The following is a 26,163-nucleotide window of genomic DNA, read 5'->3' as shown; positions in this document are numbered from 1 at the left end:
CTGAGCTTTATTGCTGGCCGACCGTCGCAACGATGGTGACCTGCTTGCTGTCCGGTATTTCCTGGTAGGACAGTACGTGGGCTCCGGGTGTGGCATACCGCACAAACTTTGCCATCATCCCGCGGATCGGTCCGGCTACCAGCAAAATTGCCGGCTTGCCCTGGACTTCCTGCCGCTGTACCGCATCGGCCAGGGAGCGCTGCAGCTTCTCAGCCATCCCCGGCTCGAGCATGATGCCTTCATCAGCACCCTGTCCGGCCTTCTGAATGGTCTGTAGCAATATCTGTTCCAACCTTGGTTCGAGGGTGATCACGGGAAGCTCGGAGTCAAGCCCGACAATGCTTTGCACGATCGAGCGCGACAGCTGGACCCGGACCGCCCCAATCAAGGCGCCAGGATCTTGACTCTTGCCAGCGTTGTTGGCGATGGCCTCCGCGATGGTCCGTATGTCGCGCACCGGCACCTGTTCCTGCAGCAGACCCTGCAGCACCTTCAGCAGACCGGACAGCGAGATCATCCCGGGAACCAGCTCTTCGGCGAGCTTGGGCGACGCCTTGGCCAGCACCTGCATCAGCTGCTGCACTTCCTCATGACCGATCAGTTCGTGGGCGTGCTTGTTGAGGATCTGGTTCAGGTGCGTGGCAACCACAGTGCTGGCGTCAACGACGGTGTAGCCGAGTGACTGGGCCTGATCCTTCTGCATCGGCTCGATCCACACTGCGTCCAGACCAAATGCCGGATCCTTGCCGGCGAGCCCCTTGATCTCGCCAAAAACCTGACCCGGGTTGATCGCCAGTTCGCGATCCGGATACACCTCCGCCTCGGCTACCCCGACACCCATCAGCGTGACGCGATACACGTTGGGCGCCAGATCCAGATTGTCGCGGATATGTACCGAAGGCATGAGAAAGCCCATGTCCTGTGACAGCTTCTTGCGCACGCCCTTGATGCGCGCCAGCAGCTGACCACCCTGGTTGCGGTCGACCAGCGGAATCAGGCGGTAACCGACTTCCAGTCCGACCATGTCGACCGGAGTGACGTCGTCCCAACCCAACTCACGGGTCTCCGGCCGCTGTACGGCGGGCACCTGCGCTTCCTGCCGCTCGACCTCGGCCGCTGCCTCGGCCTTGGCCTTCTGCTTGACCGAAATGTAGTACGCACCGGCTGCGGCCAGGGCGCCCAGGCTGAGGAAGGAAAAGTGCGGCATGCCGGGAATCAGACCCATGATGACCATGATCGCTGCTGCAAGGGCCAGTGCCTTGGGCGTGGCGAACATCTGGCGCTGAACCTGTGCGCCCATGTCTTCGGACGTCGAGACCCGGGTAACCATGATCGCCGCTGCGGTAGACAGCAGCAGCGAAGGAATCTGCGCCACCAGGCCGTCACCGATGGTCAGCAATACATAGATGCGACCGGCATCGGTGAAGCTCAGCCCGTGCTGCGCCATACCGATGGCCAGGCCGCCGATGACGTTGATGAAGAGAATCATCAGACCGGCGACCGCGTCACCGCGGACGAACTTGCTGGCACCGTCCATGGAGCCATAGAAGTCGGCTTCCTGGGCAACTTCCATGCGGCGCAGCTTGGCCTGCTCCTGGTTGATGACGCCCGCGTTGAGGTCCGCGTCGATCGCCATCTGCTTGCCAGGCATGGCATCGAGGGTGAAACGCGCGCTGACCTCGGAGATACGCCCGGCGCCCTTGGTCACGACCACGAAGTTGATGATCATGAGGATGGCGAACACCACCAGACCGACGACGTAATTGCCGCCGATGACGACCTCGCCGAAGGCCTGGATCACCTTGCCGGCCGCATCGCCGCCTTCATGGCCGTATAGCAGCACGACGCGTGTCGAGGCGACGTTGAGCGCCAGACGCAGCAGCGTCGACACCAGCAGGATGGTCGGGAATACGGCAAAATCCAGCGGTCGCAAGGCGTAGGCACAGACCAGCAGGACCACCAGCGACAGCGCGATGTTGAACGTAAAGAACACATCGAGCAGAAATGGCGGCACCGGCAACATCATCATTGCCAGCATGACCAGCAGCAGGATCGGCACGCCGAGGCTGCCGTTACGCAATCCGGCGATGTTGCTGCGCATGTTGCGCATCATGTCCGTTTGTTGAGCTGCCATGCGGTGGGAGGCCCCATCAAAAAATTGACTGGAAATACGTAGTTATCAGCGCTTACGCAAGAAGCGTTCCAGCTTTCCGCAACAGGATTGGAAAGGCACCAAAACGCCTTTGCGATGTCACATGGATGCTACTTTCGTGGGGGGCCCGGCCGACACGGCAACAGTGAGACCGAGCCACCACGGGTCAAGGTTCACACAGGGATTCTGGATGCGCGTAACCGTTTACTTGCTGGCACTAGGGATGATGATGGGGTTGGGCGGCTGTACCACGCTGCCTGACAGGCAGACCGTCGCCAAAAATTCTGCAGAATTCGTCAACCGGGCCGAAGCCGCTCTGGCTAAAAAGCGTGAGCAGCTCGCCGAGCTGGCCAATGACCTCAAATCCGACTCGCCCACCGCCCGGCGCAATGAAGTCAACAGCCTGATGAGTCAGCCGCGCATCGACCCCTTGACTGCTTACTTGCGCAACTATGCCAACGACCCGCGCTATTCGCGCGAACGTGCGCTGATTCGCGCCGAGCGCGACAAGCGCTGCGACGCCGTAGGCGATCGCTACTCCGAGCGCGCGCCGACACAGGCCAATCTGGAACGCTTCCGACGAGGTTACCGGTTGTCCTGTCCGACGCAGATCGCCGCTTTCGCCCGCCGCGTCAACCCGCCGCAAACCGTTGCCGAAACGGCACCCAGGGACAAGACCAAACGCAAGGCTCCCGCTGCAGTGGCCGCGACACCCGCGGCGACCCCCTCCACGTCCGCAACAGAAGCCCGTCAACCGGAGAAGGACCCGGCCCCCGCCCGTGCGCAATCCACCCAGCGGCGGGCGGCATCGTCAGACGTGGCGTCCGCGTCAGCAAGCAATTGCTACTTGCTGTATGCCATCAAGAACTTTCAGGAAGCGCAGGGAGACTGCCTGCAGGCCGCTCGTGACGGAGACGCCAAATCGCAGCATCACCTGGCCGACATTGCCGTGACCAGCAACGAATCCGACGCCGCACGCCATTGGGCAGAGGCCTCGGCGAACCAGGGCTATCCAGCCGGCCAGATGCTGTTCGCGCAACTCCTGCAGCAGGACGGTGATGAAACCCGGGCACTGCAGCTGCTCAAGCAAGCTGCCGATGACGGACTGACCGACGCCAGCTACGAGGTCGGTCAGGCTTACCTCAATGGCGAAGGGACTCAGGCCAGCACGGCCGAAGCGATGCGCTATTTCAAGGTGGCAGCAGAACGCGATCATGTGCCCTCGCAGCTGCAGCTTTCGCGGCTGTACGCTTCATCGGATTACCCGGATGCGGCTGAGTCCCGGCGCTGGCTGACCCGAGCCGCCGAACAGGAGTCCGCCGAAGCGCAGTACGCGCTCGGCATGAGCTATTCCGAAGGCGACAGCGGACAGCTCGACTATCGCCAGGCCTACGTCTGGTTGAGCCGCGCGATGCTCAACGGGGACAGGCGAGCCCGCGCCGAGCTCGAGCGCATTGCGCCGGAGCTTACAGCCGAGCAGCTCGGTGAAGCGCAGGCACAGGTACAGTCCGGACGCGCGGGCCGGCGACCATGACTTTCCCCTGGCAGCACAGGTGGCTTGGCGCGAGCCCGATCAAACGCTCGATCATGCTGGTGCTCGGCCTGCTGGTGGCGTTGTTCGTGCTCGGCATGTGGCTGATGGCCTCGCTCAATCAGGACTTTGCCGAAGACACCATTTCCGACCTCCGCCAGCGGCAGATCGCCGACAGCTTCTACGGCAACATCGACCGGATCGACGCGCACCATCATCTGATGGAGCAGAATACCAACGACCTCGCCCGTCTGGCGCAGCTGTTCCATTGGCAATCGCGTCAATCGGGCCGCAACAATACTGCTGAACTGGAATCCTCACTCACCGAAACACTGACGGAATTTCCCGATACGTTCGGCGGCGGGCTGTGGTTCGAGCCCGATACACTGATCGGCGGCCCGTATGCGGTGTATGCCTATCGCACAGGGCAGGACATTGTTTCCGAACGCGACATGGCCGGCTCCTACCTCAACCGCGACGATTATCTGCGGCTGCTGCCCGCGCAGGACGCCGATCAGCCGGAACGGCTGTATCACTGGACTTCCGCTTACTACAAGGCCGGGATCGACACGGTAGTGGTCAGCCTCAGCACGCCGATCCGCAACCGCGACGGCGAGACCATCGGCATCGCCTCGACCGACTGGCGCGCCGAAGACATCATCCGGCTGGTCAGCCGGGTCGATGTCACGCCCGGCAGCTTCTCGTTCCTGCTGGACAAGGAAAACCGCAACCTGTCGAGCCTCGCTCAGGCCGACGACATGCAACACGCGCAGCGGCTGATGCAGGCGATTTCTGGCAGCGCACTCGATCAACTTGCCGAGCCCCAGGCACCGAACGAGATCATGAGCAGTCGCCAACTGGCCTCGCCGATGCAGACCATGAATCTGACGGTCGACGGCTCCAGCTACCAGCTGTTCTTCGCCCGTACCGTGGCGGACATGGTGTTCGGCATTGGCGTCCCCCAGGCCGAGATCGATGCGGTGCTGACGCCGATGCGCGAAAGCAACCTGCGGGTCGCACTGATCATCGGGGCGATATTCGTGGTGCTGGCTGCGCTGATCATGCTCATCGTCGCCAGCACCCTGCGCCAGCTGAGCACGCTGTACACCGACTCGCTGACCGGCCTGCCCAATCGCGAGAAGCTGCTGGTCGAGCTGCGCAAGACCGACTCGGCCGCGCTGCTGCTGCTCAATATCGATGCTTTCAAGCAGATCAATGATTTCTACGGACACGAATGTGGCGACCATGTCATCCGGCAATTGGCCGAACACATGCAGCGCTTCATGCGCACCCGCGCCGCCTGGCGCAACTGCGAGCTGTACAGCATGCCAGCGGACGAAATGGCCATCGTCATGCCCGGCCACCACACCCCCGCCTCGCTGCCCGTGCGGCTCGACGAGCTGATGAACTTCATCACCCTGATGCGTATCACCTGGCAGGATCACGAGATCCCCGTCCACGCCAGCATCGGCGCGGCGAGCACCGTGCAGCCGGACAACACCCGGCTCAACGGCGAGGAGCTTCTGCCATCGGCGAGCATCGCATTGAAACTGGCCCGGCTGAATCAGAGCAATTACTTCGTCTACGATCCGGCCAATCGGGTCCGGGAGGCATACGAGCAGAACCTCATCTGGGCCAACGCGCTGAAGACGGCGCTGGACGAGGGCCGTATCGTGCCGTTTTTCCAGCCGATCATGGATGTACGCACCGGCCGGATCAGCAAGTTCGAGTGTCTGGCGCGGATGCTCGACCGCAAGGGCCAGCCAGTCAGCCCTGAGCAGTTTCTGTCGATTGCCAAGAAGATCCGCCTGTACCGCTACATCACGCGGACGATGGTCGATCAGTGCTTCCGGCGCTTCGCCAACAGCCGTTACCAGTTCTCGCTGAACCTGTCCTGCGAAGACCTGCTCGATGCCGACCTGACTGAATTCATCTTCGATCACCTGCAGAACGCGGAACTGGCGCAGCGCGTCATCTTCGAGATCCTCGAGTCCGAAGGCATCGAAAACTACGAGGCGGTGCGCGAGTTCATCGATCGCGCCAAGGCGCTAGGCTGTCGCATCGCGATCGACGACTTCGGCACCGGCTATTCCAACTTCGAGCACCTTCTGCGCCTGAACGTGGACATCATCAAGATCGACGGCAGTCTCATTCGCCACCTGGACGCAAACGACGACGCCATGACGCTGACTCGGGGCATCGTTCGCTTCGCCAGCGAACTGGGCATCGACACGGTCGCCGAATTCGTGCACAGCCCAGAGGTGCTCGAACAGGTACGCGAACTGGGCATCGATTTCGCCCAGGGCGCCTATGTCGGCATGCCGGCTGGCGCGCTGATCACGGAGGTCGAACTCGTCTGACCAGTCGTCGATGATGGCAGTTTGAGATTTGATTCTTGTATCTCTCCTGCCTATGCTCTGTCTGGTCATGCACCGCTTCGCTGGTTGCTCCACGCAATCCACCTAGTGCACGGACAAGCCCCTCGGGTGACTGGATCAGGAGAGTCCATGCGTGTAGTACCCGTGTTTTTCATCCTTGCTGCCGTCCTCGGCACGACCGGCTGTGCCGGTTCCATGGAACGCTCCGGCGATTTCCTGTCCCGCTCCGGAGCGATGCTGGCCAATCAGGGCAAGCGTCTGGCGGAATTCGCCGGCGGCCTGGTCAACAGCCAGGACGACAAGCGCTATCAGCAGGAAATCGACACCCTCTTTGCCCAGTCGATGATCGATCCGCTGACGCGCTACCTCGAGACCCACTCGGCTGACAGCAACCGCGCCCGACAGCTGCAACAGGTGGTCGCCGAACGTGACCGGCGCTGCAGCGAGATCGGTCGGACCTACGCCGGGCGCGATGCCACGCCGGCCAACCTGCAGCGCATGCGGGGCGGTTACCTGTATTCCTGCCCGGACGAAGTCCAGACGTTCGCGTTGCGGGTGGAGCAGCAGCAACGCAGCGCCCCCGTGGTCAGGCAAGCGGTCGAACCCAGGCCATCTGCCGAGCCACAACCCGCCTCCCAGGTAAGCGCCGAGCCGCCACCAAGCCTGGAACTGGCCAGCGCCGATTTTGCCGATGCGCTCAATCGCAAACGCAACAGCAATTGCTATCTGCTCTTCACCATCAAGAACTACACCCAGGCGCTTGAAGCCTGCCGCCAGCCGGCTGAGCGTGGCGACGCGAAAGCCCAGCATCATATGGGTAGCGTGTCGCTGGCCCGACGCGACTACCGGTCAGCCGTGGCCTGGGCGGAACGCTCCGCAGCGCAGCAACATGCGCCGGGATTGCTGCTGCTGGGGCGGTTGTATCAGGACGGCCAGGGCGTCGGACAGGATCAGTCGCGCGGACTGGCGCTGATCCAGCAGGCCGCCGACAAGGGGCTGGCCGAAGCACGTTTCAACGCTGGCCTGGCCTACCTCAACGGCATCGGAACAGCATCCGACGCGACGCGGGCCGAACGCTATCTCAAACTGGCAGCCATTGACGGGCACATGGCTTCTCACCTGTCGCTGGCGGCCCTGCACGAATCCCGGGGCGAACCGCAGCAGGCCCGCTACTGGTTGCGCCAGGCCGCCCGCAAGGGGTCGGCTGAAGCCCAGTTCCTGCTGGGTCAGAGTTACGCCCACGGGAAAGGTGGCGTGGTCGACAACCAGGAAGCCTACGTCTGGTACAGCCTTGCCCTGCTCAACGGCAACACCCAGGCAAAGAGCGAAATAGACCGGCAGCAGGCGCTGCTCTCGAAGGACCAGTTGAGCGCCGCCAAGACGCGCATCCAGGATGGAATAAACGGCAAATGGCAGTGATGACGCTGGGCAACTTTCGCATCAAGCGCTCGATCATGCTGGTACTGACGCTGCTGGTAGCGGTGTTCGTACTCGGCATGATCCTCATGTCCACGCTGAATCTGGATTTTGCCCAGCGAGCCATGGCCGAACTGCGCCAGCGGCAGATTACCGATACCTTCTACGCCAACCTGAACCGCATCAACGCCCATCATCAGTTGATGGAGCAGAACACTACCAACCTGGCACGAACTGGCGAGCTGCTCGATCGCATGAAGCGCGCTCGCGATCTGGACAACGCCGGCGAGCTGGAAACGGCCATGCAGGCTGCACTGGCACGCATGCCCGACGCCTACGCCGGCGGCCTGTGGTACCAGCCAGACCGTTACGTGCGCGGCAACCTGTCGGTGTACGCCTATCGCAGCGGCGACGCGTTACGGGTGCAGCGCGACAACAGCGACTACCACACGCGCGAGTGGTACAGCCGGGTAGTCGGCGAACACAGTGGTTTTGCCCCCGGTAACCCGCTTCCGGAATTCTTCTGGACACCGGCGTACTACAAGGAGCTGATCGACAACGTGGTCATCAGCCTCACCACGCCGATGCGCGATGAAAGCGGCCAGGTCATCGGCGTCGCCTCGACGGACTGGCGTGCCGACGAAATCATCGGGCTGGTCAGCCGGGTCAGGGTGACGCCCGGCGCGTTCGCCTTTCTCATCGATAGTGAAAATCGCAACCTGTCCAGCCTCGCCAACGCGGGCGGGGCGCTTGGCGCACAGGAAAAGATGGATGCGGTGATAGAAAGCCGGTTGCACAGCCGCATTACAGCACCTGATCCGTTATCGGCCATTGTCTCCGGACGTCTGCTGGTCGCACCCATGCAGACCATGGACCTGCGGGTCAACGAAGAAGACCACGCCCTGTTCTTCAGTCGCACCCAGGCCGGCATGATCTTCGGGGTGGGTGTGCCGCAGGCCGAAATCGATGCGGTGCTGCTGCCGATGCGCGAGAGCAACTGGCGCATCATGTTGCTGATCGGTGGCGTGGTACTGGTGTTATCGGCGTTGATCCTCACCAGCGTCGGGCGCATCCTCAAGCGCATGCACACGCTGTATACCGACAGCCTGACGCAGCTGCCCAATCGCGAAAAGCTGCTGGTCGATCTGAAGGCCTGCCCGCCCGGCGCGCTGATCCTGGTGAACATCGACGCGTTCAAGGAGATCAACGACTTCTATGGGCACCTGTGCGGCGACCATGTCATCGGTCAGTTGTCACTCGCCCTGCAGCAGTTCATGGGCCAGTCTCCCGACTGGAAAGGCAGCCGGCTGTACCGCATGCCCGGGGATGAGATGGCCATCTGGCTGCCTGGCGAGGAGACCGCCCGGACCATCGTCATGCGTACCGAAGAACTGCTCGACTTCGTCACCGAACGGCGCATCAGCTGGCAGGGCCAGACCATTCCGCTGCATGTCACCCTGGGTGTGGCCACCACCGAGCAGGCCGATGGTAGCGAGCTGAGCGACGAGCAGCTGCTGACCTGCGCGAGTATCGCCCTGAAGCTGGCGCGCCAGCACAAGTCCAGCTGCCTGGTCTACGATCACCGCCCGGCGAAGAAGATTCGCGAGACCTACGAGCATAATCTCATCTGGGCCAACCGTCTCAAGCGCGCGCTGGACGAGGGCCGCATCGTCCCGCATTTCCAGCCGATCATGGACACGCGCAGCGGCAAGATCGAGAAGTTCGAATGCCTGGCACGAATGATCGACGAGAACGGCGAGCCGGTCAGTCCGTCGGAGTTTCTCGACGTGGCGAAAAAGATCCGCCTGTATCGCTACATCACACGCGCCATGATCCAGCAGTGCTTCAGCCGTTTCGCCGACAATGACTACGAATTCTCGCTAAACCTCTCCTGCGAGGATCTGCTCGATCCTGAGCTCAGCCGGTTCATCGTCAACAGCCTGGGCAGCCGGTCGCTGGCACGGCGGGCGATCTTCGAAATCCTCGAATCCGAGGGCATCGAAAACTACGCCGCCGTGCGGCACTTCATCGATACCGTCAAGGCGCTCGGCTGCCGGATCGCCATCGACGACTTCGGCACCGGCTACTCGAACTTCGAACACCTGCTGCGCCTCGGCGCGGATATCATCAAGATCGATGGCAGCCTGATCAAGCATCTGGACACCGATCCGAACGCCCTGACCGTCACCCGGGGCATTGTCCAGTTCGCCCGTGATCTGGGCATGCAGACGGTGGCCGAGTTCGTACACAGCGCAGCGGTTCTGGATAAGGTGCAGGCTCTGGGTATCGACCACGCGCAGGGCTTTCACATCGGTCGTCCGGCTGCCTCGCTGGTAACCGACATGGCCGTGGAACGGCCCGTGGCCGCCGTGGTATCGCTTCAGCGGTAGATGATGTCACCGCGCATCGGAGCGAGTCTCGCCAGCAAGCGGTTCTGAGCGGGCACCGGTATGGCCTCGGCGTCCATTGCGGCGATCAATCCCTCGACCAGAGCGTTGAAATCGGCCTCGCTGATATCGAACCCGGCGTGACTGTCCTGCATGCTGTCGCCGGTGTAGGTGCAGGGCCCGCCGCTTTCCACGCAGATCTGCTCGATAAGCTTCTCGTTGAGTCGGTCGATATCCGTTTCAGCGAAGTGGTGAACGATTCGCTCATCTTCCGAAATGTTGATCAGCAGACCCTCGACGATGCGGGTAATGCCATCCATTTCGCCGAGCTGCTCGTAGAGCGTCGTATCGCCTGCCCGCGCCGCAAGATGCCACGGCGGCGCTGGCGGCGTGGTGCAACCGGCCAGACCGGTGATGAGCGCGAATGCCAGAATCAGATTACGCATGGAGCGGCCTCAATAGGAAAACTGCGCGGAGAGGTACAGCCCGGATTGCCCATCCAGCGTGGCAATCTCGCCCAGGTCGGCCCAGGCCGCGACAAGCGCTATTCGCTTGTCCGGGAAATAGCCGATGAACACATCCTGCCAATCCGATTCACCCGCGAAGGACAGGTTGTCCGGCTTCTCCCGGTATTCCACGCCGACGGCCCAGTGCGGGTTGAGGAGCACCACCGCGCTGCCCTCTTTCAACAGTCGATGGTGGTCATGTCGATCGCCGCCGAACCCGAGCAAGCCGGTTTCGTTGGCCCGGCTGTAGCGAAGCGTGCCGTTGAGCAACAGGTTGTATCCGAACGCCTGACCCAGCATCAGCCTGCTTGCGGCCAGGTAGGCCTCGCTGTCTGCGTCGCGCTCGGCGCCGATCAGCGAGGGAATCAGGAAGTTGCGCTGGCGCTTGTGCTGCAGGCCCAGCGATACCTGAGGCAGCCGATCGTAGACCAGATCGCCGAACAGCTTGAGCTTGGCGCCGAACACATCCTGATTAAGGCTGCTGTCCGGCAATGCAGCGCGACCGGCCAACTCGCCAATATCGAGACGCTGCCGCGCGAAAGAGAGCTCCACCCGGTTGGCCCAGGCCAGGCTGACGCCGGCGGTATCCAGCCGATAATCCCCCGTATCGACACGGCTGGCGAATGCGTCACCGCCCCATTCATCGCGCGTTCCGTAGCCGGCCATGACGGCCCAGGGTACTAGGCCGCCACCGGCATTGCCTTCGATTGTCGTCGCGCCCCCGGTGGCAAGCAGCCGCCCGCCGGGTTCGGCCACGGCCGGCAGCGGCGCAACGCACAACAGACCAGCCACTATCAGTCGCTTCATGAGGTTTCCTTCGACGTCGGGGCCGTGCGCGTCTGCAGCCAGGCGAGCAAGGCGTCGGCTGCCAGCGGGCGGCTGACGAAATAGCCCTGGACTAGATCGCAGCCGTGGCTGCGCAACCAGTCCAGACTGGTCGCGTCCTCGACGCCCTCGGCAACGATGGTCAACCCCATGTTGTGGCCAAGCTCGATCGTCGAATGCACGATAATGGCGTCATCCTGGCTGGTCGCCAGCGGCAGGACGAAAGACTTGTCGATCTTCAACTCCTGCACCGGCAGGCTCTTGAGCGTGGCGAGTGACGAATAGCCCGTGCCGTAATCGTCAACAGCCAGATGGATCCCGTGGTCGCGCAGGCGACGAAGACATCGCAGACTGGTTTCCGGATCCTTCATCAACGCGCTCTCGGTGACTTCGAACGAGATGCTCGAGGCGTTCAGGCCGGCTGACTGCAGGGCAAGGATGACCCGCTCGGGAAATGCCTCGTCGTCCAGATCGTGGGCGGACAGATTCATCGCAGCTTGCAGGTGGACGCCCTGCCGTTGCCAGACGGCCAACTGATCCAGCACCGTATCGATCAACCAGCGCGTCAACAGCGAGATACTCCCGGTCTGTTCGGCCAGCAGGATGAATTCGTCCGGCGGAACGAATCCGAGCAGCGGATGATTCCAGCGCATCAGCGACTCGACCTGCTGTACACGCCCGGTCCGCAGATCCAGCTTCGGCTGATAGACGATGGACAGCTCACCCTGGGCGGCCGCGTGGCGAATGTCGCGGATCAACCGCACGCGGCGCATGAATGCCGCGTCACGCTGGGACTGGTACACCGCTGCCCGCTCCCGTCCTGAACGCGCGTCGGCGTAGGCGATGCCCGCCTGACGTATCAGCTCGTCCGGATCACTGGCGTGGCGCGGCCACTCCGTCAGGCCTGCTGCCCAATCCAGCCGCAGCGTCTGCCCATCGACGCCAACCGGTTCCCCGAGCCGTTCGAGAACAGCTTCGACGACCACAATGGCGTGTTCGAGATCCAGCCGGTCCAGAAGCAGGATGAAACCCATCCCCGGCTGGTAGGCCGGCAGTGCATCGCGTCCGACCTCGGCCTGCAGTAAGCCCGCCATCTGAACGATGATCGCCTCGAAATGCCCCTGGCCGCCCGCGTTGATCAGCTGCTCGGCCTCGGCCATGTTCAGCAGAGCCAGCGTTCCATTGCCGGACCGCTCGAGGCCGCTACGCAACGCCTCACGGATCGTCGACAGATTCGCCAGAGCGGTCAGCGGATCATGCGTGGCGCTGTAGCGAATGCGCTGCTCGCGCGTGGATATCTCCTCGCGCATCGCATCGATACTGCGCGCCAGATGGCCCAGCTCGTCGTCGCGATCCAGCGACAGGCCACTGGTGTAATCGCCAAGACCTATTTTGCGGGCGGCTGCAGCGAGCAGCGTGACCGGCTGCGCGATGCCCACCGCAAGCCACCACGCCGCCAGCGTCGACAGGGCCAGGGCTGCGAGGGTGATCAACAGCAGATTGCGTTTGAGGACGTCGAACATCGCCAGCGCCTGATCCAACGGGCTGTACAAACTCGACGTCACTGTCAGCCCGCCAGCATCGAGCAGGGTGACGCGGGTGGTCAGGTAGTCATCGGACACCTCGACGTCTGCCTGCGTAACCTCGTCGGCCAGGGGTGCGGCGGGTGTGGCCACTGAAGAAAGCAGCTCGCCGCCGCGAAAGGTGGCGAAGCGTACCGCCAGGCCGGTCAGCCGCTCCATCTCCGCGGCCACCTCGTCATCAAGGGCGAAGGCCATGGCCACCTCACCGATCGGCATGGGCGCCCGCACGACGGAGCTGACCAGAATGTATGGGCGGTCATCGATGACCGCGAGCAGCAGGCTATCCTCCAGCGCCGTGGCTGCCTGCAGCTCCGGCAACGACTGGGAGGCTATCCGTGAGGAGGCGATCAAAGCACCGTCGGCATCGAACAGCATGGCCTCGTCAGCCCCGATACGATTGGCCTGATTGATCAGGGCCGAGCCGATGGTGGGCAGATCGGCCGAGGACACCGCCGCGCGAAATCCGAAGTCGGCAATCAGCACATCAGTGGCCCCTGCAAGCTCGCGACCTCGCAGTTCCAGCAGACGCAGCAGGACCTTCGAACCGACTTCCAGCTGCTGTCGAGCCTGCCGTTCGGCTGACAGTGTGGTCGATGTGTACACCGCCAGGTAGACCGCAGATAACACCAGCGCGAACAGTGTCACCAGGGACACCAGCAGCCGGGTGCGCAGCCGCTTAGTGCGCATCATGCCCGGTGGCCTTGCGAAAACGCTGCTGAAGCGGTGACAGCAGCTTCCCGGCTTCACCAGAAGCATTCGTCACCGGCAGCTTGAGCGTGACGTGCGGCGCTGACAGATCCACCGAACCCAGGGCGCGGGGCGCGCCTTCGCCCAGAGAGGGATGCCACCAGGAGACCGCCTGGGCCCGCGCTTCGATGCCCGCAGTGTCCACCTGCCCGTCGCGGTCACTGACGCGCGCGCCCTGCTCATTGACCAGGATATGGCCGATCATGTCATCGTGGATGTTGCAGCCGAGTACCACCACGCCTGCGGTATCGAACAACACCGGTGGCGCGTCGGTCCCCTTGAACAGTTTCAGTTCGAAGCGCCTGGCAGTTGAAAACGAATAGACGTGATGGCGCACATCATCGCTGTTGGGGAAATTGACCAGCGTGCCGGGTGGGATGGACAGGACTCGAGGCGCGAAGCTGCGATCGATCTGGTCCATGACAGCGACCGGGTGTGGCGTGGCCGGTACCTCGTCGAACAGCAGCACGACGTCGGCCAGGGGAACGCCAGCCATGTCCTGTACGGAGAGTTGCGCCGCCCCCAACGCGTGCGTGGCCCACAGCGACGCGCCAAGCAAGGCGAGCCCGAATGTCCGACGATACTGCATGGCAGAAAACCTGTTCTAGTTATGAGCAAGGAACGTCACAGCAGGTAGGCGCTCGTATGCTATGCCGTTAGCATAGCGGCATCCGAATCTCTTGCGGAGGAAATTTCATGGCCGCCCAAGCCGTATCCCTGTCCGTCCTTGACCTGTGTCCCGTACCGCAGGGATCGAAGCCCGCCGACGCCCTGCACAACAGCCTGGCGCTGGCCCGGCATGCCGAGTCGACGGGTTACCGACGCTTCTGGGTCGCCGAGCACCACAACATGACCGGCATTGCCAGCGCCGCTACGTCGGTGGTGATGGGCTATCTCGCTGGCGGTACCGAACGAATCCGCATCGGTTCGGGCGGCATCATGCTGCCCAACCACGCGCCGCTGCAGATAGCCGAGCAGTTCGGCACGCTGGAATCGCTTTATCCGGGGCGGATCGATCTGGGACTCGGTCGTGCCCCCGGGACCGATCCTGCCACCGCCCAGGCGCTGCGCCGCGGCCGTGCCGACGGCGAAGATTTCCCGCACATGCTCGAGGAGCTGCGACGCCTGTTTGCCGAGCCACAGCCCGGGCAACGACTGCGCGCCGTCCCGGGCGCCGGGCTGGAGGTGCCCATCTGGTTGCTCGGCTCCTCCACGTTCAGCGCGCAGCTGTCCGGCCGCCTCGGCCTGCCGTTCGCATTCGCCGGTCAGTTCTCTCCCGATTACATGCTCGCTGCGCTGCGCACCTACCGCGACAACTTCGAGCCCTCGGCACAACTGCAGGCTCCCCATGCCATGCTGGGCATCAACGCTTATGTCGCCCCGAGCCGGGACGAAGCGCACTACCTGGCCACGTCACACCAGCAGGCCTTTCTCAAGCTGATACGCGGCAACCCCGGACCCCTGCCCCCTCCGGTCGATGACATCGAGGCGCTCTGGCAGCCCCATGAACGCCACAGCGTGATGTCGACACTAGCCGGTACGCTGGTCGGCGAGCCAGTCACCGTAGCCCAGCAGCTGGCTGATCTGATCGACCGCACCGGGGTGCAGGAGCTCATCGTAAACAGCTCGATCTACGATCAACCGATGCGCCATCGCAGCTACTCGCTGCTGATGCAGGCCATGCGGGAAATGCAGTAGGACATCCGAGCATTGGCCTGCCACCGGCCCGGCGCCCATGCGCCAGTCCTGCGTGGGCCGGTCCATGTGTGTCATGGGTGAGAGGTCTGGAGTGGCGAACCGGAACAAATATAACCCGGCCGCGTATTTACCCGGCCAGGCCTGCCTGCGTAGAATGCGCAGCACGCGGGTGTAGCTCAATGGTAGAGCAGAAGCTTCCCAAGCTTACGACGAGGGTTCGATTCCCTTCACCCGCTCCACTTCTGCTTCGCCCTCTTCGCATGTACAGTTTGTCACCCGGACTTGCAGGGACGAATGCCGATTGTGTATCGTCTGGCCTTTGGCGCGAAACGTTGGTCCTACAGGGACAACGATGCTTGAACGGGACTCAAGTCTGACGCTCGCGGCGAATTTTATCTGCAAGCGATGCCGACATGACCCGAAGTAGCGAACCATCCCCTGCGCTAGCCGCGTTACGCGATGCTACCCGCGCACTGCACGCCGACCTTGACCAGCACTCTCCGCTGGCACAGGAACATCTGCATTCTGCCAGTTATCTCGACCATGCCGCCCGGGTGCTGGGGTGGATGCGTCCGCTGGAGCAGGCCGTTTGGCTCACGCCGCTGTCTTGCGCCCTTGAGCCACAGTTGATGATCGAGAAACGCCTGGGCAAGAGCAGTTGGCTCGAGCAGGATCTGGCTGAGGGCGGCTTCTCGCCGATGCGTCTTGCCGAGATACCCCGCTGCCCGTACATCCCCGCCCCCACCAGCCAGGCCGAACTGCTCGGCATGGCCTACGTGACCGAAGGCGCCACGCTGGGCGGAGCCTTCCTCAGCAAGCGCTGGGCTGGCCGACTCGATGGTCTTTCTCTGCGTTGGTTGAAGGGCTACGGCGCTGAAACGGGCGCGCTGTGGAAATCGTTCCTCGATGTGCTGGCCGTCCATGTGGTCACAAGCTCTGATATCGCCGCTGCGCAGCACGCCGCGCAATCCACTTTCCTTTCGTTTCGTTGCTGGGTCATCGACGAAGCCCCTGAACTGCCGAGGTAACTGATGGGTTCACATGTTGTTCCAACCGTCACGCTGGACAACTGCGACAAGGAACCGATTCACATCCCAGGCGCGATTCAGCCGCATGGTGCCCTGCTCGCTCTGGATCTGCAGGGTCGCATCCTGGCCTGCAGCGACAACTTCGAGACCATCACCGGCGTCGCCCTGAGCGCGGGCGATGGCGTGCATGAAGCTCTGTTTGGTGCGACGCTCATGGAGCTGCTGGACGAAGCGCTCAGCGCGGTCGGTCCCTGGACCAACAGCGTCGAGGCACATCTGGGCGAGACCCTGTTCGATGTCATCGGGCACACCCACGACTCGGTGTGCTATCTCGAGTTCGAACCGCGCACCAGCGGGATAGCCTCCTTTACCCAGTTCGCCATGTACGCCCAGCGGATCATCAGCCGGGTCCAGTTGCGTGACGATGTCGATGTGTTACTCGACAGCGTGACCAATGAGATTCGCCGCATGACCGGGTACGATCGGGTCATGGCCTACCGCTTCCGTCCAGACCTCTCGGGCGAGGTGGTTTCCGAGGCGCGTCGCGATGATCTGGAAAGTTTTCTCGGCCAGCGCTACCCGGCCTCGGACATTCCGGCCCAGGCGCGGCGGCTGTACATACAGAACCCGATTCGCCTGATTGCGGACGTCGGCTACGTCGGCTCGCGTCTGGTTCCGAGCCTCAACCCGCTTACCGGTCATCCCTTCGACCTCAGCCACAGCACGCTGCGTAGCGTGTCGCCGATCCATTGCGAATACCTGTCGAACATGGGCGTGCAGGCGTCGATGAGCGTATCCATCGTCGTGGGCGGCAAGCTATGGGGGTTGTTCGCCTGTCACCACATGTCGCCCAAGACGCTCCCGCACCCTGTACGCATGTCCTTTCAGGTGTGTTCGCATGTGTGTAGCGCCATGGTCGAGCGCCTGGAAGCCAACCGGGAGAGCGAGCTGAGCCACCAGAGCACGGAGCGGCGCGCCGCATTGATGCGTCAGGTCCGCGAGTCCGAAGACCTGCTTTCTGCACTAGCCGATCCCGGCCTGAACGTCGCGGGTCTGATGGCCTGCGACGGTGCGGCGGTGATGATGGGTGGCAGGGTCCAGAGTATCGGCGGGGATTTTGCGTCGCTGGCTGCGCTGGTCGCGGCTCGTCTGGGGGATCGGGAAGAGGACGAGTTCGTCACCGACCGCTGGCAGCACGACGACGCTTCCGGCGACGATTCGCGTTATTGCGGCGTGGTCGCCATTCGCTTCCACCGTGCCGATGCCGGCTGGATATTCTGGTTTCGTCTCGAGGAAGTACACAAGATTCGTTGGGGCGGCAAGCCGGACAAGAGCATGTCGGTCGGCCCTTCCGGACCTCGACTGACTCCCCGCGGCTCATTCGACGCGTGGGAGGAGGTGGTCCGCGGCACGTCTGCTCCGTGGTCGGCCGGGGATCTGGCGATGGCCGGACGGCTGCGCACCGACATGGTCGAGCTGTGCCTGAATCGGGCCGGCGAGATCGACCGTATGCGCCAGCGTCTGATCGCCACCCTCGGGCATGACTTGCGTACGCCTCTGCAGTCGATCTCGATGGCCGCATCGTTGCTCTCCAACGACAGCGGACGCACCGGTGAACTGCGCGAACATATCAACTATTCGAGTAGCCGCATGGAGCGGCTGATCAGCCAGATCCTGGAGATGAGCCGGCTGCAGGCCGGGTCCGGGATTGCCGTGTATCCGGTTGCAACCAACGTATCCGAGCTGTTGCAGGGCGTGCTGCAGGAAACCAGTGTTGCCTATCCCGGCTACCCGATGGAGGTGGACATCGAGCCATCGGTCCGTGCAACCATCGACCCCGACCGTTATGCCCAGGTTGCGGTAAACCTGCTCAGCAATGCCCGCCACCACAAGAAGCTGGGTAGCTCGGTACAGATCGAGCTGACGCAGCGTGCGCAGGATGTGGTTCTGCGCATAAGCAATCAGGCCGAAACGCTCAGTCCACAACAACTGTCGACACTGTTCGTACCATTCAAGCAGCAGAACAGTTCACCCGAACGCAACCGCACGGGTCTGGGCATCGGTCTCTACATCTCGTCGGCGATCGCCGACGCGCACAGGGGACGGCTTGAAGTGGCGCAGGATCAGGGGCTGATTACCTTCAGCCTGATCCTGCCATTGCAGGCAGCGTAGCGAACGCTACGCTCGCCTCGCGGCATCAGGCCGCCATACGCTCGCACTCTTCGGCGCATTTCCGGCACGCCTCGGCGCATTCCTGACAGTGATCATGCTCGTGCTTGCCACATTCCTCGGCGCAGGCGCGGCAGATTTTCGCGCACAGCTTGCAGAACTCCTTCGCATATTCACTACCGCGTGCCATGAAGGCAGCAGCCATGGCGCACATGTCGGCGCAGTCCATGTCCAGCGCGATGCAGCGCGCCATCATCTTGACGTTGTCTTCGCGCAGACAGGCCGTGGCACAGGTCTGACAGACGATCGCGCAGTTGCTGCAGGCTTCGATGCAGGCTTGGTATTGGCTGTTCATGGTGGTCTCCTGGTGGTTGGCCATTAGGAGCCGCCGATCGCTACGGCGACTCCCTTTGGACACACCTGCACAGCGAGGTTCCAGCATCGATGATTTTTAGCCCGCCTCGGCGAACAGTCTGGGAAGCCAATACCCTGCCGCACCGAGCAGGCACCAGTCGCGCTCGCAAACAACCGGCGGGCGCTCGGGATTGACGTGAATTACCTGCGCGCCATTGTCATGCGCGAGTTTGGGCAGCTCTGCCGCCGGATAGACCATGCCGGACGTACCGATCGATACCATCAGATCGCAATGCAGCGCCGCGTTGTAGGCGCGGTTCATCGCCTCCTCCGGAAGCATCTCGCCGAACCACACCACGCCGGGCCTGAGCGGTCCGCTGCAATGATCACAGCGCGGAGGATCGAGACGACCCTGCTCATCCGGCTCACCGGAGCCGGGCAAGTGATCATGCGGTTTGTCACACTCGAAGCAGCGAGAAACAAGAAGCTCGCCGTGCAGATGGGTCACTCTGTCGCTGCCGGCCCGCTCATGCAGATTGTCGACGTTCTGCGTGACGACTTCCACGCGCGGCCTCTGTCTGGACAGTTCGGCGATCGCAACGTGCGCCGGGTTGGGCCTGGCCTGAAGCACCTTCTGGCGCCGAGCCGTATACCAGCCCCAGACCAGCGCCGGATCACGCCGAAACCCATCTGCCGTCGCCAGCTGCATGGGATCGAAACGACTCCACAGACCGTCGCACCCGGCGTCGCGAAAGGTCGCGATGCCACTTTCGGCGGAAACGCCAGCCCCGGTGAAGGCTACGACATACGATGCCTGGCGCACCGTATCGAGAAGTGATTGGGGTATCGGCTCGTCCACGCCGATCTCTTGTTGCCGCGTCATCGGTACTCCGGTTGCTACGCTCGATGGACCCAGCATAGCAACCGCAGGACTATATGATGCGCGAGAAGCGCTGATTCGAGTCGACACTCTGATACGCGTCAAACACCATGCAGATTGAACGCACCAGTAGCCTACCGGCCGGCAGCACATCGATGCCGGCGTCACCGAGACGTATCAGACCGTCACGGTCCATCTGCTGCAGCATCGGAAAACAGTCAGCGAAGTAATCGCGGAAATCGATTCCGAAGCGCTGCCCTATAGCCTCGAAGCGCAGGGTGAAGTGACATATGAGCTGGCTGATCACCGCCCGACGCAGGCGGTCATCAGCGTGACACACCAACCCGCGACGCGTCGCCAGCTGGCCGGCGTCGAGACTTTCCTGATATTGCTTGATGTCTACGGTGTTCTGGCAGAACAGGTCGCCAATCTGGCTGATCGAGGACACCCCCAGGCCCACCAGATCGCAATGGCCGTGCGTCGTGTAGCCCTGAAAATTGCGCTGCAGCTGGCCGGTTTCCTGGGCGATGCTCAGGCTGTCGTCCGGCAGGGCGAAATGGTCCATGCCGATGTAGCGGTAACCGGCCTGGATCAGTTGGGCAATGCTGTTCTCGAACATCTCGAGTTTGGCGGCTGCACTGGGCAGGTCCGCTGCGTTGATTCGCCGCTGCGGCAGGAATCGCTCCGGCAGATGCGCGTAATTGAATACCGACAACCGGTCGGGTTTGAGGGCGATGATTGCTTCGACGGTCCGCGCGAAGCCGTCCGTGGTCTGCTTGGGCAGGCCATAGATGAGATCGATATTGATCGAGCGATAGGCGAGCGCCCGCGATGCTTCCATCACCGCCTGGGTCTGCTCCAGGCTCTGCAGCCGGTTTACCGCACGCTGCACTTCCGGATCCAGATCCTGTACACCGAAGCTGGCGCGATTGAAGCCGATCTCGCGCAGCATGCCCATGGTCGACCAGTCCGCCTCGCGCGGATCGATCTCGATGCTGTAGTCGCCGATGTCGTCGTCGTGCAACCGGAAGTGCGTGCGCAACGTGGCGAGCAGGTCGCGCAGCTGATCATGGCTGAGGAACGTCGGCGTTCCACCACCGAAATGCAGCTGCTCGACCATCTGGTCGGAACCGACGTGGCGGCTGATGATCTCGATCTCGCGATACAGGCTGTCCAGATAGGGCTGCGCGCGGCTGCGATCCTTGGTGATCACCTTGTTACAGGCGCAGTAGTAACAGATGTTGGCGCAGAACGGCACGTGCACGTAGAGCGACAGATCGCGGTTGGCCGCACGGCTCTGATCCAGCGCGTGCAGCAGATGCATCGGCGCGACACCGTCGTGGAACTGGACGGCAGTCGGGTATGAGGTGTAACGCGGGCCAGCCTTGTCGTATCGGCGGATAAGGTCGGCATCCCAGCGGGGTGAATTGAACATATCGGGACGCTCCGGATAGTGGGTATGGAAACAAGCGTATCGCTCGGGACCGGGGTAGGTTTTGACTCAGGTCAAGTTCGCTCCGACGTACCTCTTTATTGCTGTCGGCTCCAGGCGGCACTTCGCTACTTGACGCCCAGCCGTCGAGCCAGCTTGTGCAGGTTGCTGGCATCGATCTCCAGCATGCGCGCGGCCCTGGCCCAGTTGCCGTCCGTTTGCTCCAGCGCCAGCCGAACCTGTTGCCGTTGACAGGCATCGGTAGCCAGGCGCAGAGGTAGGAGCTGTGGCGGGCTTTCGGGAATGATGGCCGTGGGCTCCGGGGCGCCGCCGACCGGAATGGACAGGTCAAGCTGCTCCGGTTCAAGCGTGAGCAGGGACTGCCTTGAACCGCTCTTGCCCAGCGTCTTCAATGCCGCGCGGCTGATGACATGTTCGAGCTCGCGCACGTTGCCTGGCCACCCGTAGGCGAGCAACGCCTGCTCCGCCCGGGCAGACAGGCGCAAGCTGCGCACGCCGAGTCGCGCCCGGTTGAGCTCGATGAAGTGACCGGCCAGCAACAGGATATCGGCCCCGCGCTCGCGCAACGGCGGGATCGGCACCGGGTAGACCGACAGGCGATGGTAAAGGTCTGCGCGAAAGGACCCGGCGGCCACCGCTTCGGCCAGATTGCGATTGGTCGCGGCAATGATGCGGACATCAACCTGCAACGGCTTGTCGGCGCCCAGTCGCTGGATTTCTCCATTCTGCAGCGTGCGCAGCAGCTTGGCCTGCACGCTGAGTGGCAGCTCGCCGACTTCATCGAGAAACAGCGTACCGCCGTGAGCGGCATCGAAACGTCCGCTGCGATCGACCGTGGCGCCGGAGAAAGCACCCTTGACGTGACCGAACAGCTCGCTTTCGGCAAGCGACTCGGGAAGCGCTGCGCAATTGACGTGGATCAGCGGTTTCTTGGACCTCGGGGAATGGCTGTGCACCCACCGCGCGAACACGTCCTTGCCCACGCCTGTTTCGCCTGTCAGCAGGACGGGCAACTCTGAGTCGGCGACGACACCGAGCTCTTCCATCAACCGTGTGATCGCCGCGCTGCGGCCGATAACGCCGCCCTCCTCGGCTCCGCCGATGACCGGCTTCTCATCAGCCCGCGAAAGACGCAGCGCGCGGTTTTCCTGCTCCAGGCGGGTGATCCGCACAAACGCCTCGATCAGCGGAACCAGCCGCTGCAATCTCAACCGCGCAGCCTCATCGAATGCGCCGGACTGCAGCGCGTCCAGCGTCAGCGCGCCCCACAACCGACCTTCGACATGCAGGCTCACACCCATGCAATCGTGCACCGGCAACGGCTCTCCAGGGGAGTCGTCGAGCAGCCCATCATAGGGATCAGGCAGAGGACTGTCCGGGTCGAACCAGGTCGGCTCGCGACGCGATAGCAAAGCGGCCAGCCGTGGATGGCGCGCGACTTCGAACCGCCGGCCCAGCGCATCCGACACCAGCCCTACAGCCGCCTGCGGCACCAGCGTTTCATCATGCTGTTGCAGCAGAACGACGGCACCGCAACCAAAACCTTCGCGAATGACGTTGACCAGACGCTGCAGCCGGACTGCGGTGGGCAGTTCGGCGACCAGGTCGGGCAGCAGCAGTGACTCGATCATGGTTGTTCCTACCATTTGAGGTGATTACTACCTGATTCGCCCAGGGTCGCAATGACCCTGCTGGAACGAAAATTCTTATAAAACAGTCACCTGCAGACTGGCATGAGGCTTGCTCAGAGACTCCTGAGCCCTCCTGCATACAGGTGCAATCATGCCAATCGACTATCTTCACTCGCCCCTGGGTGATCTCGCCCGGGACATTCCCGGCGCCACCCGCGTGTTCCACGACTTCCGGCTGGACTTCTGCTGCAACGGCCATCGCACGCTCGCAGAGGCCGCCAGGCTCAAGCACCTCGACCCGCAGCAGGTGGTCGACAGCCTGCATGTGCTGTGCAGTGACGCCGACGCGGACCGAGACTGGACCAGAGCAACCCCGGCCGAGCTCATCGACCACATACTGCGGCGCTTTCATGCGCGCCATCGTGAGCAACTGCCCGAGCTGATACGGCTGGCCCGCCGCGTCGAGCAGGTACACGGGGGGCGCTCCGATTGTCCGATCGGACTGGCAGATCACCTTGCCGACATGTTGCAGGAGCTGGAAAGCCACATGCTCAAGGAAGAACAGATCCTGTTCCCGATGCTTGCGCGCGGCATGACCGCCATGGCCGGCGGGCCGATCAGCGTCATGCGCTACGAGCATGAACAGCATGGTGATGCGCTGGAAGGTGTCATCGCGCTGACCAACGACATCACCCCGCCCGCAGCCGCGTGCAACACCTGGCAGGCGCTCTACCGTGGTCTGGAGGAGTTGCGCCGGGATCTTATGGAACATATCCATCTGGAAAACACCGTGCTCTTCGCGGCCGCGCTCGCTCCACCGGAGCCGGAGTCTCCCTGCTGTGGCGCCTGTTCATGATACGAACAATGCCTTGGCGCAGATGACCACCAGTACGGCGTGCATCAGCAGACTCACGTTCAGCAGATGCATGCCTTGCGGCCCGATACGATGGGTCTTGCGCAGATAGATCAGCGCCACGTAGTGCAGCACGATCAGCAGGGCGAGCGTGATCTTGACCGTCAATACCGCGGAGAAATGGCTGGAAAAAGGTTGCGCCAGCACACTGCGATACTGCCAGCCGAGCGCCAGCCCGGCGCCATAGAGCACCAACGCTACCCAGTGCACCACGCGACGGGCACGCTGGCCCAGAGCCTCTGACAATCGGGCACGCTCCTGCTCAGGCAGCTGCCGCATGACCGGTCCGAGAATGAACACCTGTACGAACAGCGTGCCGACGAACGCGATGGCGCCGAGCAGGTGCAGGGTCTTGATGAGCGAATAGGACATACCGCCTCCAGTGAAGAGGGCGCAGAATAGCCAAACAGGCCGGCCGACCCCAAGCGCGCAGGGGGAGTACCCCTAATGGCTTATTGTCTGCCCCACGCCAGCCGTCCAGCATGAAAAGCCTGCTTCGCGCCCGGTTCCTGGCGTGCTTACGAGTGAACGATGATGCAACGCGACACGCTTCCCCCTGCCCTGTTTCGTCTGGGCTTCCGTCCATTCTTCATCGCCGGTGCGCTGCTTGCGACGCTGGCCATTCCGATATGGATCGCCGCTCTGACAGGTGCGATCGCATGGCAGCCGGCCGGTGGCTGGCTGGGCTGGCACCGCCATGAAATGCTGTTTGGCTTCGCCGGCGCGATCATTGCCGGGTTTCTCCTCACTGCGGTGCAGAACTGGACGGGTGTGCCCGGACCGCGCGGTAAACCGCTGATGGCGCTTGCGGGGCTGTGGCTGGCCGCGCGAGTGGCGTGGCTGGGCAGCGCGCCAATGTGGCTGTTGCTGCCGCTGGAATTGGCCTTCCTGCCGGCGCTGGCTTTTTTCATCGGCCGCAGCCTGATCAGCGTTCGCCAGTCGCGCAACTATCCGGTGCTCGGCGTACTGGTGTTGCTGGCGGTTGCCGATCTGCTGGTCATGCTCGGCCTGACGCTGGGGGACGACAGCCTGGCGCGCCAGGGCAATCAGGGCGCGCTGTGGCTTATCGCAGCATTGATAGGCATCGTTGGCGGGCGCGTCATTCCGTTTTTCACGCGCAATGGCCTGAGCCTCGCCGCGGCCGCCGAACCACTCCCCTGGCTGGACAATCTGTTGCTCGGCGGCAGTATCCTGATCGCCCTGACGATGTTCGCCGGGCCAGCGCTGTCGCCGACTCCCTGGCTGGCATCGATCTTCATCGTTCTCGGCGTCGGCCACCTGTGTCGGCTCGCGCGCTGGTATAACCCGGGAATCTGGAAGGTACCACTGCTCTGGTCACTGCATCTGGCGTACGGCTGGCTGGCGATTGCCTGTCTGGCCATGGCGTGCTGGCATCTGGGCTGGCACATGACCTTCAGCCAGGCCACGCATCTGCTCGCGCTTGGCGGCATGAGCGGGATCATCCTCGCCATGATCGCCCGCGTCAGCCTCGGTCATACCGGGCGTCCGTTGCAGGCCCCGGCGGTGATGACGGTCGCCTTCGTCTTGATCAACCTCGCCGTACCGGTCCGGATCTGGCTGCCTGCAGTCAGTGTGCCTGGTGCGCTATGGTTGGCTGCAGCCGCCTGGACGGTCGCCTTCGGCCTGTTCGTCTGGCACTATGTGCCGATTCTCAGCCGTCCGCGGCCGGACGGTGGACCGGGTTAGGAGCCTTGCCGATGCGCCGAACCATCACCGTACTGTGCCTGTTGATGCTGTGCAGTCCACGCACCTTCGCCGACGTCACCGTAGCGGCTGCCTCGGACCTGCGACCGGCGCTGGAACAGATTCTCACGATGTGGAACACAGCCCACCCGCAGACACCGGCTCGCGCGGTCTATGGCTCATCCGGTCGTTTCGCCACGCAGATCCGCAACGGCGCGCCATTCGATCTGTACATGTCCGCCGACCTCGCCTATCCGCAAGCCCTGCATGAAGAAGGCCTGACCACAGGCGAACCGCGCCTCTATGCCACCGGCCGGCTGGTGCTGTGGTCACGCACCCCGTTCAACGGGCAGCTGTCCGACCTGGCCGATACCGATGAGCGCATTGCCATTGCCCAGCCGGACCACGCGCCGTATGGCGTGCGTGCCCGCGAGGCGCTGCAGGCCGCCGGGGTGTGGGAGCGTGTCGAATCGCGCCTGGTTTACGGTGAAAGCATCAGCCATGCCGCGCAGATGGCTCACTCCGGCGCCGCGGGGAAAGCCTTGCTTGCACTGTCGCTGGTCAATACACCTGAGCAGGAGACCGTTGGCCACTGGCAGCGCATCGACGCGACCATGCATGCGCCGTTGTACCAGGCCCTGGTGATCACCCTACATGGCGCCGACAAACCCGAGGTGGAACAACTCGCCGACTTTCTGCTGAGTGCCGAGGCGGCAGCGGTTTTGACCAGTCGTGGATTCGAGCGTCCTCCGGTGATCGGCGAGCGGGCCGGTCGCCCCGCGCCATGACGTGGCCGGTCATTGATGAG

The 26,163-nt window shown here is 63.0% G+C and carries 20 protein-coding genes and 1 tRNA gene; 11 read left to right on the top strand and 10 right to left on the bottom strand.

Annotated elements, in window-relative coordinates:
* Positions 1-7 precede the first annotated feature (7 nt).
* Entirely contained in the window at positions 8-2,113 is a 2,106-nt protein-coding gene (gene flhA / locus KEM63_RS05280; RefSeq protein WP_223655821.1) for a flagellar biosynthesis protein FlhA, read from the bottom strand.
* Positions 2,114-2,342: 229 nt separating this feature from the next.
* On the opposite strand from flhA, the gene KEM63_RS05275 reads away from it, so the two are divergent.
* The 4 genes from KEM63_RS05275 to KEM63_RS05260 all read left to right on the top strand — a co-directional run bounded on the left by KEM63_RS05275 (position 2,343) and on the right by KEM63_RS05260 (position 9,867).
* Positions 2,343-3,686 (top strand): tetratricopeptide repeat protein, encoded by a 1,344-nt coding sequence (locus KEM63_RS05275; RefSeq protein WP_223655154.1) that lies wholly within the window; start codon positions 2,343-2,345, stop codon positions 3,684-3,686.
* Positions 3,683-6,043, top strand: coding sequence for a bifunctional diguanylate cyclase/phosphodiesterase (locus KEM63_RS05270; protein ID WP_223655153.1), 2,361 nt, complete (start codon positions 3,683-3,685; stop codon positions 6,041-6,043). The genes KEM63_RS05275 and KEM63_RS05270 overlap by 4 nt, the downstream gene beginning before the upstream one ends.
* A 147-nt stretch (positions 6,044-6,190) precedes the next feature.
* The gene (locus KEM63_RS05265; RefSeq protein ID WP_223655152.1) at positions 6,191-7,480 is read left to right on the top strand and encodes a tetratricopeptide repeat protein; all 1,290 of its coding nucleotides are present in this window, start codon (positions 6,191-6,193) and stop codon (positions 7,478-7,480) included.
* Positions 7,471-9,867 (top strand): EAL domain-containing protein, encoded by a 2,397-nt coding sequence (locus KEM63_RS05260; protein WP_223655151.1) that lies wholly within the window; start codon positions 7,471-7,473, stop codon positions 9,865-9,867. The genes KEM63_RS05265 and KEM63_RS05260 overlap by 10 nt, the downstream gene beginning before the upstream one ends.
* On the opposite strand, the gene KEM63_RS05255 is transcribed toward KEM63_RS05260, so the two are convergent.
* From KEM63_RS05255 to KEM63_RS05240, 4 genes are read right to left on the bottom strand one after another with little or no spacing between them, the layout of a single operon-like run.
* Positions 9,858-10,310 carry a group I truncated hemoglobin gene (locus KEM63_RS05255; RefSeq protein WP_223655150.1) on the bottom strand — a complete coding sequence of 151 codons (453 nt, stop codon included), beginning with the start codon at positions 10,308-10,310 and terminating at the stop codon, positions 9,858-9,860. The two genes, KEM63_RS05260 and KEM63_RS05255, sit on opposite strands and share 10 nt — an antisense overlap.
* A gap of 9 nt (positions 10,311-10,319) precedes the next feature.
* A complete protein-coding gene (locus KEM63_RS05250; RefSeq protein ID WP_223655149.1) occupies positions 10,320-11,177 on the bottom strand; it encodes a DUF3034 family protein in 858 nt (285 codons plus the stop codon).
* Positions 11,174-13,468, bottom strand: a complete 2,295-nt coding sequence (locus KEM63_RS05245; RefSeq protein ID WP_223655148.1) for a putative bifunctional diguanylate cyclase/phosphodiesterase — start codon at positions 13,466-13,468, stop codon at positions 11,174-11,176. The genes KEM63_RS05250 and KEM63_RS05245 overlap by 4 nt, the downstream gene beginning before the upstream one ends.
* Positions 13,455-14,114: a methylamine utilization protein gene (locus tag KEM63_RS05240; protein WP_223655147.1), complete on the bottom strand. Its 660-nt coding sequence runs from the start codon at positions 14,112-14,114 to the stop codon at positions 13,455-13,457. The genes KEM63_RS05245 and KEM63_RS05240 overlap by 14 nt, the downstream gene beginning before the upstream one ends.
* A 107-nt stretch (positions 14,115-14,221) precedes the next feature.
* Between KEM63_RS05240 and KEM63_RS05235 the strand changes: the two genes are divergently transcribed.
* The 4 genes from KEM63_RS05235 to KEM63_RS05220 all read left to right on the top strand — a co-directional run bounded on the left by KEM63_RS05235 (position 14,222) and on the right by KEM63_RS05220 (position 18,423).
* Positions 14,222-15,223: an LLM class flavin-dependent oxidoreductase gene (locus KEM63_RS05235; protein WP_223655146.1), complete on the top strand. Its 1,002-nt coding sequence runs from the start codon at positions 14,222-14,224 to the stop codon at positions 15,221-15,223.
* A gap of 165 nt (positions 15,224-15,388) precedes the next feature.
* A tRNA-Gly gene (locus KEM63_RS05230) sits at positions 15,389-15,462 on the top strand.
* 174 nt (positions 15,463-15,636) lie between these two features.
* A complete protein-coding gene (locus KEM63_RS05225) occupies positions 15,637-16,251 on the top strand; it encodes a biliverdin-producing heme oxygenase (RefSeq protein WP_223655145.1) in 615 nt (204 codons plus the stop codon).
* Between the two features lie 3 nt (positions 16,252-16,254).
* Positions 16,255-18,423 (top strand): GAF domain-containing protein, encoded by a 2,169-nt coding sequence (locus KEM63_RS05220; protein WP_223655144.1) that lies wholly within the window; start codon positions 16,255-16,257, stop codon positions 18,421-18,423.
* A 25-nt stretch (positions 18,424-18,448) separates the two neighbouring features.
* Here the strand turns inward: KEM63_RS05220 and KEM63_RS05215 are convergent, their stop codons facing one another.
* From KEM63_RS05215 to norR, 4 genes are all read right to left on the bottom strand, one after another.
* A complete protein-coding gene (locus KEM63_RS05215) occupies positions 18,449-18,775 on the bottom strand; it encodes a four-helix bundle copper-binding protein (protein WP_223655143.1) in 327 nt (108 codons plus the stop codon).
* Positions 18,776-18,871: 96 nt separating this feature from the next.
* Positions 18,872-19,657, bottom strand: a complete 786-nt coding sequence (locus KEM63_RS05210; RefSeq protein ID WP_223655142.1) for an SIR2 family NAD-dependent protein deacylase — start codon at positions 19,655-19,657, stop codon at positions 18,872-18,874.
* 49 nt (positions 19,658-19,706) lie between these two features.
* The gene (gene hemN, locus KEM63_RS05205; RefSeq protein WP_223655141.1) at positions 19,707-21,089 is read right to left on the bottom strand and encodes an oxygen-independent coproporphyrinogen III oxidase; all 1,383 of its coding nucleotides are present in this window, start codon (positions 21,087-21,089) and stop codon (positions 19,707-19,709) included.
* 125 nt (positions 21,090-21,214) lie between these two features.
* Positions 21,215-22,738 (bottom strand): nitric oxide reductase transcriptional regulator NorR, encoded by a 1,524-nt coding sequence (norR, locus tag KEM63_RS05200; RefSeq protein WP_223655140.1) that lies wholly within the window; start codon positions 22,736-22,738, stop codon positions 21,215-21,217.
* A gap of 151 nt (positions 22,739-22,889) precedes the next feature.
* Between norR and ytfE the strand changes: the two genes are divergently transcribed.
* Positions 22,890-23,594 carry an iron-sulfur cluster repair protein YtfE gene (ytfE, locus tag KEM63_RS05195; protein ID WP_223655139.1) on the top strand — a complete coding sequence of 235 codons (705 nt, stop codon included), beginning with the start codon at positions 22,890-22,892 and terminating at the stop codon, positions 23,592-23,594.
* Here the strand turns inward: ytfE and KEM63_RS05190 are convergent.
* Positions 23,589-24,023 carry a hypothetical protein gene (locus KEM63_RS05190; RefSeq protein ID WP_223655138.1) on the bottom strand — a complete coding sequence of 145 codons (435 nt, stop codon included), beginning with the start codon at positions 24,021-24,023 and terminating at the stop codon, positions 23,589-23,591. The two genes, ytfE and KEM63_RS05190, sit on opposite strands and share 6 nt — an antisense overlap.
* Before the next feature lie 159 nt (positions 24,024-24,182).
* On the opposite strand from KEM63_RS05190, the gene KEM63_RS05185 reads away from it, so the two are divergent.
* Both KEM63_RS05185 and modA read left to right on the top strand, forming a co-directional pair.
* Entirely contained in the window at positions 24,183-25,358 is a 1,176-nt protein-coding gene (locus tag KEM63_RS05185) for an NnrS family protein (RefSeq protein WP_223655137.1), read from the top strand.
* An 11-nt stretch (positions 25,359-25,369) separates the two neighbouring features.
* Complete coding sequence (modA, locus tag KEM63_RS05180; RefSeq protein ID WP_223655136.1) at positions 25,370-26,143, top strand: molybdate ABC transporter substrate-binding protein; 774 nt, start codon at positions 25,370-25,372, stop codon at positions 26,141-26,143.
* The last annotated feature ends 20 nt before the right edge of the window (positions 26,144-26,163 follow it).

The organism is Halopseudomonas nanhaiensis (genome assembly GCF_020025155.1).
Taxonomy (GTDB): Bacteria; Pseudomonadota; Gammaproteobacteria; order Pseudomonadales; family Pseudomonadaceae; genus Halopseudomonas; species Halopseudomonas nanhaiensis.
The sequence above is the reverse complement of the archived record's forward strand: the minus strand, read 5'-3'. Positions and strand labels throughout refer to the sequence as shown.